The organism is Streptomyces sp. NPDC003023, assembly GCF_042888225.1.
In the GTDB taxonomy this organism is placed as follows: domain Bacteria; phylum Actinomycetota; class Actinomycetes; order Streptomycetales; family Streptomycetaceae; genus Streptomyces.
In genome coordinates this window covers 600,531-612,849 of sequence record NZ_JBIAPL010000001.1, presented here as the reverse complement: position 1 = coordinate 612,849, position 12,319 = coordinate 600,531, and the positions used below count along the sequence as shown (strand labels likewise).

The following is a 12,319-nucleotide window of genomic DNA, read 5'->3' as shown; positions in this document are numbered from 1 at the left end:
ACCTGCCCCCCTCGCAGCACAATTCGGCGCACAGATTAGTGCAGCCATGGCCAGGGATGTACGCCGGGTGGCGGAAGGGAGACCGCGCCGCCCCCTCAACGCCTCTCGCACGGGCGGGAGTTGATGTGCGTCACCTGGGCCGCAGGCCGATCAGGGTCTGGTCCGTGCCGACGCAGAGCATGCCGTCCGGGGTGACAGCGACCGCTCGGACCGCCGGACCCGGCCTGAACGGCAGGGCCTTACGCATCCCCGGAAGGTGCAGTTCCGCCAGACCGTCCGCCCAGGCGACGGCGACCGCCGGCCCGGCCGGCGTGGACGCCGTGTGAAGGGCGACGACCGGGTACGGACGTACCGACACGCGTTTCCCGTGCCTGCTGCTGCCCGGCGACCAGCGGTGGACCGTGCCGTCCGTGCCCCCGGAATGGACCACGAGGGAGGGCGAGGCGGTGGCCGCCAGTGCGGTGACCCGGCCGGCGTGCAGCGCCGCCTGGTGCAGACCGTCGAGGCCGAAGGCGTGGACGGAGCCCATGCGGTCACCGACGAGCACGGTGTCCGCCGCCGCGGCGAGCGCCGTGCCCGGGTGGCTCTCGAGCGTGGCTGTCACGGCCTTCGTCAGCGGCGTCTCGGCGCCGCCGAGCCGGTGGAGACGGCCGCGTTCGTCGAGGAGGAGACGGGTGTCGTGGTCCGGCGCGGCAACCGCCCTGACCCGCGCGGCCGACGACAGGCGCCGGAGAGTGTCCGGGAGGGTGCGTATGCCGCCCGCCGGATCGGCGACCACGAGGCCGCCCGCGGGGCCCGCCGAACCCGCGGAGCCGACGGACTCCGAGCTCCCCGAGCCCTCATGGCCCTCGGAGCCCTGCGAGCGCTGGGAGCCCTCGTAGCCCCCGTAGCCCTCAAAACCGGCGGAGACGGTCAGTGCGGCGACCTGGCAGTGCCTGGACCACTCCATGCTCCAGGGCGCTCCCGCCGACGCCCGTCGCAGTGCCCGGCCCACCCGCGGGTCCGCGTCGGCCGGCAGGGCGGCGAGCAGGACCAGGGCGCGGCCGGCCGGGTCCTGCTCGCGGATCAGCGACTGGCCGGCCCGGAGCCAGCCGTCGCGCAGCCCCCCGTGGTCGGCGCCGTGTGCCTCGTACGCCGCTGTGACCCGTGCGGGATCGGCCGCGCAGACCCTGTCCACGTCGCTCAGGTCGAGCGGGTCGGTCTCCGCGGGCTCGGGGTCCCCCGTTCCGGGGCCGGCCGGGCCGTCGCCAGAAAGCCCGTCCCCCGAAAGCCCGTCGGCTGGAAGCCCGTCGACCGAGGGCTCGTCCGCAGGACGCTCGAGGACCAGCCGTACGTGCCCGAACTCGCCGAGCACACCGGCCAGTTCCGCCACCTCGTCGGGATCGTGGCCACCCGGCTCCAGCCGCACCGTACGCGGCGGCCCGGACAGCAACGCCGACAACAGTTCGACGGGAGTGCTCGCCACCACCCCCAGCTGATTCGCCACCGCCCACACCGTGCCGCGCACGTCACCGTCCCTGTCAGACGTCCGAACCCGCGAAGTGCTCCCGCACCAACGACTGCACCACTGTCAGATCCTGGGCCGTCAGCGCCTCCAGCAGCGCCGTGTGCTCCGCCGCATCCGCGACGAGGTCCGCCCGGCGGGGGGCGGGCCCACTGCTCAGCGGCCACTGCGAGCGGCGGTGGAGGTCGTCGGCCACAGCGAGCAGCTGCTCGTTCCCGGCGAGAGCGAGGACCGCCCGGTGGAAGGCACGGTCCGTCTCCGCGTAGCCGGCGCGGTCCCCGATGGCGGCCGCCGCGACCGTCGCCTCGGCAAGGGGCCGCAGGCTCCTCCACCGGTCGGCGGGGACCGTACGGGCCAGCCGGAGCATGACCGGCACCTCGATGAGCGCACGGATCTCCGCCAGCTCGGCCAGCTCCCTGGCGCTGCGCCGGGTGACGCGGAAGCCGCGGTTCGGCACGACCTCGACCGCGCCCTCGACGGCGAGCTGCTGCATCGCCTCCCGCACCGGGGTCGCCGAGACTCCGTAACGTTCGCCGAGGACCGGCGCGGAGTAGACCTCGCCGGGGACGAGGTCGCCGTCGACGAGGGCCGTGCGCAGAGCGTCGAGGATCTGCCCGCGGACCGAATGGCGCTGCACCGACCGGAGCGCCGGGGGCTCGCTGTGGGTGTGCTCGCCGCGCACATGCTCCTGAGCCGTCTCGGGCCGGCCCTGTGCGGGGACGCGTGCGGACGCGTACGGCTGGGGAAGAGCGAGGTCACGCCCCCTGGCCTGCTCCACTCGGTCCTCCTCCGCGCTCGCCCGGCCCGGCTCGCGGATGAGGGGCCCTGAGTGCACGATAGGCGGCCGGGGCCGCAGTTCAAACACCGGAAGCATCGGGTAAGGTAAGGCTAACCTGCTAACGATCGCGATTCGGTGGTCCCCAGCATGACCGTTTCCGCACTGCTGCCCGGCCTCACCTCACCGGTGGCCGACGCCTATGCGCGCCTCACCGAGGTCTTCCCCGCGCTGCATGTGACGGAGCCGGCCGACGAACGGCCGGCACCCGTCCTCGACGGCTGGGTCGGCGCTGCCGACCTCGCGGCCGGCGGCGCGGCGCTCGACGCCTTCCTCGTATGGGACGAGGAGCAGGTGCTGCGGGACTACGGACAGCAGGCACGCCCCGACGTCGTCGCCAGTTTCGGCCTGCACCGCTACGCCTGGCCGGCCTGTCTGCTGTTCACCGTCCCCTGGTTCCTCGACCGCAGGGTGCCGCGGATCCCCGTGGCGGACGTCGGTTTCCAGCGCGCTCTCGGCCGGATGACCGTACGGATCGGGGAGTTCGCCTGCCTGCCCGACGACCCGGCCGCCCGTCTGCCCGGAGCCCGCGTCGTACCGGACGAGGAGGCGCTGCGCGGCGAGGTCCGCGCGGCCGTCGCCGAGCACCTCGGGCCCGTCCTGGACGGCTTCGGCGCCAGGATGCGGCGCGGCAAGCGGGCCCTGTGGGGAATGGCGACCGACGAGATCGTCGAGGGGCTGTGGTACGTCGCGCATCTTCTCGGCGAGGAGCCGCGCGCGGTCGCGGAGCTCGAGCGGCTGCTGCCCGGCACGACCAAGCCGTACGTGGGCACCGCCGGGTTCCGGGAGCTGACCGGCCCCGACGGCGAGCGGCTGCCGACCCGTGACCGGGCGAGCTGCTGCCTGTTCTACACGCTGCGCCCGGAGGACACCTGCGTCACCTGTCCGCGCACGTGTGACGCCGACCGGGTCGCCCGGCTGCGGCAGACGGCGTAGGTCACGGCGCCCGGACGGGTGGAAGTGGGCGGCCCCAGTTCCATGCCGCTCTTTCGGGTGACGTGAATTCGAACTCAACTCATTGTATTCATCCGCCAGTTCGACCAGATCGCACCTATTCGCGTACCGGTCGGCCTCGTTGGCATGCTCTTCCGCGGAAAGCCCCTGGGTGTCCCCCTCGTTCGGCCAATATGGCGGCCGAAACGCCCTACCGCGATGCAAGGGACACCGCACATGAGATTGACCGACATATCGCTGGACTGGCTGCTTCCGGGCGCCGTGATGATCCTGGGAGTCCTGGCGGCGGTGGCGGTGCTCGCGCGCGGCAAGCGCGCCGGTGACAAGGCCGCGGCCGAGGACAGCTGGGAACGCAGCGAGGAGCGCCGTCGGCGCAAGGAGGCCGTCTACGGCACCGCCTCCTACGTACTCCTGTTCTGCTGCGCGGCCGTCGCCGCCGCCCTCTCCTTCCACGGACTGGTGGGCTTCGGCCGGCAGAACCTGAGCCTGACCGGTGGATGGGAGTACCTGGTCCCGTTCGGCCTCGACGGCGCGGCCATGTTCTGCTCCGTGCTCGCCGTGCGCGAGGCCAGTCACGGCGACGCCGCCCTCGGATCCCGGCTCCTGGTGTGGACGTTCGCGGGAGCGGCCGCCTGGTTCAACTGGGTGCACGCGCCACGAGGGCTGGACCACGCGGGGGCGCCGCAGTTCTTCGCGGGCATGTCGCTGTCCGCCGCGGTCCTGTTCGACCGGGCGCTGAAGCAGACACGGCGCGCGGCACTGCGCGAGCAGGGACTGGTGCCGCGGCCGCTGCCGCAGATCCGGATCGTACGGTGGCTGCGGGCGCCCAGGGAGACCTTCGCGGCCTGGTCACTGATGCTTCTGGAGGGCGTACGGACCCTGGACGAGGCGGTCGACGAGGTGCGCGAGGACCGGCGTCAGAAGCAGCAGAACCGGATGCGCCGGCGCGACCGGGAGAAGCTCGAGCGCGCGCAGATCAGGGCGCTCAACCGCCAGCACCGCGCCTGGGGCCTCGGGCGGGCGGACCGCGGGGGCCGGCTCCCGGCGCTCGGTCCGGCGACGGGCGGCGCGCAGCAGCCGCAGGGCTCCTCGTCCCTCGTGGAGCCCGTCATAGCGGAGCCCGGACACCTGTCCGTACGGTCCAGGCCCTCGCTGCAGGCCGTGAAGCCGACCGGACACGAACCGATCACCGTCGACCTCACCGCGGAGGACGACACGCAGACGCTGCCGCGTCTCGACTCCCTCGAGCAGAAGCTCAAGGACCTGGAGCAGCAGTTCGGCTGAGCAGCGCGACGGGGCGGCCGGGCTCTTGCGACAGGGCCGGGCCGCCCCCGAGGCGCGGGGTCAGACCATGCCCGCGTGGAGCTCGAACCAGACCACCTTGCCCACGCCCTGAGCGGTGCGCACACCCCATGCGTCGGCGAGACGCTCCACCAGGAGAAGGCCCCTGCCGTTCGTACCGAGGTCGGCGTTCGGTACGTCCCGCACAGGCAGTCCTGCCATGAAGTCCTGGACCTCCACATGAAGCCTGGAGTCCTCGACGGTGGCTGTGACCACCGCGCCGTGTTCGGTGTGGAGCAATGCGTTGGTCACCAGCTCGCTGGCGAGCAGTTCGGCCACATCGGCCGCCTCGCCCGAACCGCCCGCCGTCGGCTCGGGCCACTTGCCCAGCAGGTCGCGTAACGCGTGCCGCACTTCGGGCACGGCCGTGAGATCGCCGCTGCCCAGTCTGCGATGCAACCGGCCGCGAACTCCGGTGCCCCCGTGACGTCCAGTCATGATCCCCCACCCGGTCGGAAACAACTCTTGCCTCGTTGCGTCACGGGATGCATGCCCCACCCGGGGAACACCACTCATGCCGATTTCGTCAGCTGTCGAGAGGATCCGTGATGCATGACGACCGCGCCTTGGTGGAAGGGCGGTCGGAGCGTGCCCTGCGCCGGTTCGTCCGCCCGGTCATGCCGTGAGAATTCGAACCGACCCGTCTCGGGGAGGTGTTGACGGCGAGGCCGCCCGCTCCACCGCTTCTCGTCCGCGGGACCGGCGGTGCTGGACGAGACCGTGTGGCACCTTGTGCCGGACATACAGAGCCTCGCGTTCGGGTCCTGCCGGGGTCGCGTGCCTTGGCACGCGACTCCCCCGCGGCCTTCGGCGCGGAAGGTGCCCCCACGCCGTGTTGTCGTCGGTCGCCGACTCCCCCGTAGTCCTCCGGGCAAACGGGAGGTGCCACCCTCCGCGTGGACTTCTTCCTCTGCTGCCCGGCGTGCCCGGGTCGGAGGCGGTACGGGAAGGGCTCGTGCCGGAGCCCCCGCGTTTACTGGGTGGCCGTCAGGGCCTCGGCAGGTTCCGCAGGTTCGAGCGGGCCATCTGCGCCATCCTGCCCACCCCGCCGTTGAGCACGATCTTGCTGGCGGAGAGCGCGAAGCCGGTCACCATCTCGGCGCTGATCCTGGGCGGGATGGACAGCGCGTTCGGGTCGGTGACGACATCGACGAGTGCCGGCCCCTTGTGCTTGAAGGCGTCCTTCAGCGCGCCGGCCAGATGCTTGGGCTTCTCCACCCGTACGCCGTACGCACCGGCCGCGCGGGCGATCGCCGCGAAGTCTGGGTTGCGGTAGGCGGTGCCGAACGAGGGCAGCCCGGCCACGAGCATCTCCAGTTCGACCATGGACAGCGAGGAGTTGTTGAAAAGCACGATCTTCACCGGCAGGTCGTACTGGACGAGCGTGAGGAAGTCGCCCATCAGCATGGTGAACCCGCCGTCGCCGGACATGGAGACGACCTGGCGGCCCCGGTCGGTGAACTGGGCGCCGATCGCCTGCGGCAGCGCGTTCGCCATCGAACCGTGGCTGAAGGAGCCGATGATCCGGCGGCGGCCGTTGGGCGAGATGTAGCGGGCCGCCCAGACGTTGCACATGCCGGTGTCGACGGTGAACACGGCGTCGTCGTCGGCCATCTCGTCGAGGACGGCGGCGACGTACTCGGGGTGGATCGGGACGTGCTTTTCCACGTTGCGGGTGTACGCCTTGACCACGCCCTCCAGGGCGTCGGCGTGCTTCTTCAGCATCTTGTCGAGGAAGCGCCGGCTGCTCTTGGCCCGCACCCGCGGGATCAGACAGCGCAGCGTCTCGCGCACATCGCCCCACACGGCGAGATCCAGCTTGGAGCGGCGCCCGAGATGCTCGGGCCTGACATCGACCTGGACGATCTTGACGTCGTCGGGGAGGAACGCGTTGTACGGGAAGTCGGTGCCGAGCAGGATGAGCAGATCGCACTCGTGCGTGGCCTCGTAGGCGGCCCCGTAGCCGAGCAGGCCGCTCATGCCGACGTCGTACGGATTGTCGTACTGGATCCACTCCTTGCCGCGGAGCGCGTGTCCCACGGGGGACTTGATGCGCTCCGCGAACTGCATCACCTCGGCATGCGCGCCCGCGGTGCCGCTGCCGCAGAAGAGCGTGACACGATCGGCGTCGTCGATCATGCGGACCAGGCTGTCGATCTCCGCGTCGCCCGGCCGGACGGTGGGACGGGTGGTGACGAGGGCGTGCTCGATCGACTTCTCCGGAGCGGGCCGGTCGGCGAGGTCACCCGGCAGGGAGACCACGCTCACCCCGCCACGGCCGATCGCGTGCTGGATCGCCGTCTGGAGCAGGCGCGGCATCTGCTGCGGGCTGGAGATCATCTCGCTGTAGTGGCTGCACTCGCGGAAAAGCTGGTCCGGGTGGGTCTCCTGGAAGTAGCCGAGGCCGATCTCGCTGGAGGGGATGTGCGAGGCGAGGGCGAGAACGGGCGCCATCGAGCGGTGGGCGTCGTACAGGCCGTTGATGAGGTGCAGATTGCCGGGCCCGCAGGAGCCGGCGCAGGCGGCGAGCTTCCCGCTGATCTGCGCCTCGGCGCCGGCCGCGAACGCCGCGACCTCCTCGTGCCGGACCTGGACCCAGTCGATGTCCGGATTCCGGCGGATGGCGTCGACGACGGGGTTGAGGCTGTCGCCGACGACACCGTAGAGCCGCTCGACGCCGGCGCGGACGAGGATGTCGACGAACTGCTCCGCCACGTTCTGCTTGGCCATGGGATGCGCGCCCTTTCCTTGTGGGCCTCTGTCGGACCTCGAGGTCCATCAACCCATGGCCGCGCCCGGCGCGCCTGTGCGGTTACGCCTCCCAGACGGCCACCGCCGTACGGTCGTCGGCGTATCCCTTGACCCTGAGCTGGGTGTCTGCGAGGAACTGGGCCATCCCCGGCGGCTCCGGACCACGCCAGCGCGCGGCGAGTTCCTCCGCGAGCGCCGCCTCGCCGCGCACCGGCTCCGCGAGGCCGCTGCTGCACAGCAGGAGCGTGTCGCCGGGCCGGGCCACGGAGGCGCGGAACCGGAACGGTTCGGCGGGCGGGGGCGGTGGGGACTCTGCGTACGGCGACGGGGGCGTGGCGATGCCCAGCTCCATGGTGAGCCGGTCGCCGTCGCGGGTCTCCTCCGGCACGGCGGAACCGAACCCGACGACGGGTGCGCCGGTGACGTCGGCGCGGTCGGGGACGGACGGCTCCAGATCCTGCCAGGCACCGTCGCGCAGCCGGAACAGTCCGCCGTCGCCGACGCCGAAGAAGACGCGGGTGCGGCAGTCCGGGTCGGCGGACAGGAGCAGGCATCGCAGGCCGGCCGTGTACGCGTCCGGTTCGAGTCCGAACTCGGCGGCCTGGGCGCGGAGCCTGCCGAAGCTGCGGTCGGTGAGCCGGTGCAGCCCAGACTTGAGGTCGCCGCGCCGGCCGGCCCTTATGTCGTCCGCCAGTCGCGCGTGACTGCGGCCGACAGCCCCGCCGATCCACCGGCAGGCGTCGGCGGCGGCGAGATGCGCGGTGTCGGCACCACGGATGCCGCCCGCGACGGCGACGAGCACCAGAGCGGCCGGTCCGGCACCGAATCTGGCGGTGAGCAGGGCGTCCCGGCGCGGCTCGCCGCGGAAGCGCGCGGAGTCGCCCCGCACGGAGGCGGCGCGCAGGGTGTACGTGCCGTACCTGGCGCCGTCGAGCACGGTGTCGGCGACGAGCTGGTCCAGGGCGTCCGGCTGCGCGGCGGGCAGCGCGGTCGGCTCCGCGTCGTACGTGGGCGGCCCGCCCCCGACCACTCCGGACCGCGGCGCCTGCGTCGGTACAACGGCCCGCGGCGCACGCCGGGGCTCCGGCGCGGGCGGTGCGGGCGTGGGCGGTGGCGGCCCCGCTGAGTGCGGGGCCGCCGGGGCGGGACCGGTGGGCGGGGAAGGCGGGATCTGCCCGGCCGGGTCCGGGGCCGGACGTGTCCTCGCAGGCGGGGATTGTCCGGTGCCACCCGGCGCGGTTCGGTCGCCCGGCGGTGTTTCCCCGGTGTCGCCGGGGACGGTGCCTGCCGACGGCACCTCCTTCGCGTCCGGGGCGCTCCAGTCGCCCGGCGGCGAGGCGGCCTCGTCCTGTGGCGCCGGCACCACAGGACGACCCTCGCGCGGATCGCTGGCCTCCGGCGCCATCGGCGGCGGTGCGGTCGGGCGGGGCGGTGCCGCGCCACGCGGGTCGGGCGGCGTGGGCCCCGCGATCGGAGGTGCCACTGGCCTGGGCGGTGGCGCGCCGGGCGCCGGGCTCGGTTCGCGGCCCGCCGGGCGGGGCCGGTCCCACCAGGCCGCGGGTCTGGTGGTCACCGTGTCGGCGGCCGAGTCGAAGCGGTCGTCGAGCGTGTCGGCGGACGACGCGGCCGGGCGGCCGGTGTCCGGGGCGGAGTCGTCGTACAGCCTGCTCCACCACTCGTCCTCGGTGGTAGGCCTGTTGGGCCTCTCCCCCTGCTCACTCATGCCCCTATTGTCGTCCGCACCCCGGGCCAGAAAACGGGCATTGGCGAAAAGACCCCGCCAAACGTCCGCCGGGCGGCCCAACCCTCAACGGGCAGAACGCCGCGCGGACCGGTCCTGATCGGCACCGGACGCGAGCCGCAGGAGCCGAAACTTCCTACGGGAAGTCGGCGACCGACGACAACGCAGCGAGGTCCGGTGCCAGGGCACGCGAGCCCGGCAAGATCCGAACGAGAGGCCCTAGCCGACCAGGCGGCGACGCCAGTCAAGGGGAGTGACGGTGATGGCGCGGGCCGGGTCGTGGTCCCACTCGGCGTGGAGGCCGGCCGCTTCAAGGGCAGCCACGACCTCCCGGCCGATGGCGGCAGTGGTCTCGGACGAGCCGTCGAAGCCGCCGTAGAGAAGCGTCAGTCCGTGGCCGGATGCGGCGGAGTCCGTGCACTGGGTGTGGAAGTAGACGAAGCCGCGGGTGTCTGGTCCGCCTTCGCCGCCGATCTCCGACTGGCCGCAGTTACGGCAACAGGTGAAGTTCTCGCGGGCGGTGATCCCGGCCTCCTCCAGGGCGGTGAACGCCTGGGTGAGCCGCTCGGGGTCGGTCTCGCCCTGCCATGCGGCTTGCTCCGCGACCCGCTCCAGCCACAACCGGTCGGCCAGCGCCTCCGCCTGCTCTCGCGAAACGGGCCGACGGTCCTGGCTGACCAGGTACCACTCGGCGAGCTCGGCCAGTTCGGCGCGGGAGGCGTAGCCGCCGACCAGCACCTCGCGGACGCGCCTGACCAACTCCGCGCGCTCGTCTTCGCCGAGTTCGAGCGGTGGCACCTCGCGGGCGGGGCCCATGTCCAGCAGCGACCAGACGATGCCGGCGTCCCAGCCGGTCTCCTGGCGGGCCCAGCCGGTCATCGCCGCAATCACGACCTCGGGTCCGTCGACCATTACCTGGAAGTGCCGGTCGGCGGCACCATCGCGATACTCCAGCGTGTAGTCCCCACCGGCCTTGTGCCAGACCTGGGCGAAAACGTCCGGCAGGTCGGGTATCCGCTGGACCACCAGGAACAGGTCACCGTCACCACCGATCCGGCGGACCAGCCCGGCCAGCTCCTCTGCGGACACTCGGACGTGCCGCTCCCCGTTCTCCGTTTTCACCACGATCTCGAGCATGCGCAGACTCTGACACATCCCTCTGACAGCAGACCTTCCGGCCAGGTGGCTCGTCTGCGAGCGCGGTGTGGCCCACTCGTCTCGCGGGGTCCGGCCCCTGCCCGGTGCCACCACTTGGCAGAGAGGCGGCGGGTACGGGGATGATGTCAGCGGCGGATTTCCGCCGTGGCCGATTCCCGCCACGGCGGCCGATACATGCACGTCCGGGGAGGGTTTCGGTGCTTGGAGCGATTGGGCTCGACGAGCGACAGGAGTCGGCGTACCGCGCGCTGGTCGCGCTGGGAGCCGCGGAGATCGCCGATCTCGCGCACCGGCTCGCGCTGCCGGAACCCGACACGGAGCGCACCCTGCGGCGCCTGGAACAGCAGGGGCTGGCCGCGCAGTCGTCCGCACGTACAGGCCGCTGGGTCGCGGCGCCTCCCGGTGTCGCGCTCGCCGCGCTGCTGACCCAGCAGCGCCATGAGCTGGAGCAGGCCGAACTGGCGGCGGCGCTGCTCGCGCAGCAGTACCGGACCGAGTCCGACGAACCGGCCGTCCACGACCTGATCGAGGTCGTGACGGGCGCGAGTGCCGTCGTGCGCCGCTTCGTACAGCTGCGGCTGGGTGCGACGCAGGAGGTCTGCGCGCTCGTCACCGGCAGGCCCATCGCCGTCAGCGGCATGGAGAACGACGCCGCGGAACGAGGCGTCGCGTACCGGGTCGTCGTGGAACGTGAGGTGCTCACGATGCCCGACGGGGTCACCGAGCTGTCGACGGCACTGGGCCGTGACGAGCAGGTGCGCGTGGTCGAGCGGGTGCCGACGAAGCTCGTCGTCGTGGACCGCACGCTCGCCATGGTGCCGCTGACCGGACGCGGCGCCGAGCCCGCCGCGATCGTCGTCCACGCCAGCGGGCTGCTGGAGTCGCTGATGGGCCTCTTCGAGGCGGTCTGGCGCGACGCGATGCCCCTGCGGCTGGGCTCCGGCGGCCAGATCGTCGAGGAGGTGGCCGGCCCTGACGCCATCGATCTGGAGATCCTGTCGCTGCTGCTCGCCGGGATGACCGACGCGAGCGTCGCCAAGCAGCTGGACCTGGGGCTGCGTACGGTGCAGCGCCGGGTCAAGGGGCTGATGGAGCTCACCGGGGTGACCACCCGCCTGCAACTGGGCTGGCACGCGTACGCGAAGGGCTGGGTGGCGGGCGACCTGCACGAACGCCCCTGATCCTGCACCCTGGACGTGTGGGCGTGTGGCAGCTGCTGATGGTCGCCGGCGTGATGCTGCTGGGGCTCTTCGGGGTGATCGTGCCGGGCGTCCCCGGGCCGTGGCTGGTCTGGGCGGCGATGCTCTGGTGGTCCCTCCACGTCCAGACGGGCCTGGCCTGGTTCCTGCTGGTCGGCTCCACGGCGGTCCTGCTGATCAACCAGGTCGTGGTGTGGCACCTGCCCGCCCGCCGCCTGCGCGGTCTCGGCGTCACCCGCCGGATGGCGGCCTGCGCCGGCCTCGGGGCGCTGGCCGGCTTCTTCCTCCTGCCCGTCATCGGCGCGGTGCCGGGGTTCGTGGGCGGCATCTACGGCACGGAACGCCGCCGGCTGGGCGGCCACGGCCCGGCGAAGGCGTCCACCCGCGCGGTGATGCGGGCGGCGGGTACGAGTGTGCTCGTCGAACTGATGGGCTGCCTGCTGGTGGTCGGCGCGTGGCTGGGAGCGGTGATCGCCGGCCCGTAGCGCCCTGAGGAAACGGGGCCCGCCCGCCCACCGCGGCGGGCCTCGACGGGCGGGAGGGGGCGGGGCCGGAGGTGGGGGTGAGCGGACGTAGAGCGTCGCAACTCGCGCGAAGCGCGGTGAGGAAAGCAGCCCGCGCTCCGCCACCGGAGGCCCCGCCCCCGGAACCCCACACCGGCGGGGCCGGACCGGACCGGGCCACGCCTCGAAGCGGCGCGACGCCCCAGAAACGGGCTACCGCAAAGGCGCGCGCCCCCACCGATCCCGGCCCCGCACGGAACCGCACCGCCACCACACGGCCGGCCCCGGCGAAGACCACGGCCCCGCGCCGCAAGGGGCGCAACGCCGAAGGCC

At 72.7% G+C, this 12,319-nt stretch carries 10 protein-coding genes; 4 read left to right on the top strand and 6 right to left on the bottom strand.

Annotated features, from left to right (window positions below; genetic code table 11):
- Positions 1–130: 130 nt before the first annotated feature.
- Together ACFYV1_RS02360 and ACFYV1_RS02355 are read right to left on the bottom strand one after the other, a co-directional pair.
- A complete protein-coding gene (locus tag ACFYV1_RS02360) occupies positions 131–1,486 on the bottom strand; it encodes a hypothetical protein (RefSeq protein ID WP_389393458.1) in 1,356 nt (451 codons plus the stop codon).
- A gap of 34 nt (positions 1,487–1,520) precedes the next feature.
- Complete coding sequence (locus ACFYV1_RS02355; RefSeq protein ID WP_389393457.1) at positions 1,521–2,282, bottom strand: GntR family transcriptional regulator; 762 nt, start codon at positions 2,280–2,282, stop codon at positions 1,521–1,523.
- A gap of 147 nt (positions 2,283–2,429) precedes the next feature.
- Here ACFYV1_RS02355 and ACFYV1_RS02350 point away from each other — a divergent pair, with 147 nt between their 5' ends.
- Positions 2,430–3,275 (top strand): (2Fe-2S)-binding protein, encoded by an 846-nt coding sequence (locus ACFYV1_RS02350; RefSeq protein ID WP_389393456.1) that lies wholly within the window; start codon positions 2,430–2,432, stop codon positions 3,273–3,275.
- 234 nt (positions 3,276–3,509) lie between these two features.
- Positions 3,510–4,577: a DUF2637 domain-containing protein gene (locus tag ACFYV1_RS02345; protein WP_389393455.1), complete on the top strand. Its 1,068-nt coding sequence runs from the start codon at positions 3,510–3,512 to the stop codon at positions 4,575–4,577.
- Positions 4,578–4,637: 60 nt separating this feature from the next.
- Here the strand turns inward: ACFYV1_RS02345 and ACFYV1_RS02340 are convergent, their stop codons facing one another.
- The 4 genes from ACFYV1_RS02340 to ACFYV1_RS02325 all read right to left on the bottom strand — a co-directional run bounded on the left by ACFYV1_RS02340 (position 4,638) and on the right by ACFYV1_RS02325 (position 10,263).
- The gene (locus ACFYV1_RS02340) at positions 4,638–5,072 is read right to left on the bottom strand and encodes an ATP-binding protein (protein ID WP_389393454.1); all 435 of its coding nucleotides are present in this window, start codon (positions 5,070–5,072) and stop codon (positions 4,638–4,640) included.
- 549 nt (positions 5,073–5,621) lie between these two features.
- On the bottom strand, positions 5,622–7,364 hold the full coding sequence (locus ACFYV1_RS02335; protein WP_389393453.1) for a pyruvate dehydrogenase: 1,743 nt from the start codon (positions 7,362–7,364) through the stop codon (positions 5,622–5,624).
- A gap of 82 nt (positions 7,365–7,446) precedes the next feature.
- Positions 7,447–9,108, bottom strand: coding sequence for a protein phosphatase 2C domain-containing protein (locus ACFYV1_RS02330; protein WP_389393452.1), 1,662 nt, complete (start codon positions 9,106–9,108; stop codon positions 7,447–7,449).
- 237 nt (positions 9,109–9,345) lie between these two features.
- Positions 9,346–10,263, bottom strand: coding sequence for a DUF6891 domain-containing protein (locus ACFYV1_RS02325; RefSeq protein WP_389393451.1), 918 nt, complete (start codon positions 10,261–10,263; stop codon positions 9,346–9,348).
- 218 nt (positions 10,264–10,481) lie between these two features.
- Between ACFYV1_RS02325 and ACFYV1_RS02320 the strand changes: the two genes are divergently transcribed.
- Complete coding sequence (locus ACFYV1_RS02320) at positions 10,482–11,465, top strand: helix-turn-helix domain-containing protein (RefSeq protein ID WP_389393450.1); 984 nt, start codon at positions 10,482–10,484, stop codon at positions 11,463–11,465.
- A 17-nt stretch (positions 11,466–11,482) separates the two neighbouring features.
- A complete protein-coding gene (locus ACFYV1_RS02315) occupies positions 11,483–11,968 on the top strand; it encodes a DUF456 domain-containing protein (protein WP_389393449.1) in 486 nt (161 codons plus the stop codon).
- The last annotated feature ends 351 nt before the right edge of the window (positions 11,969–12,319 follow it).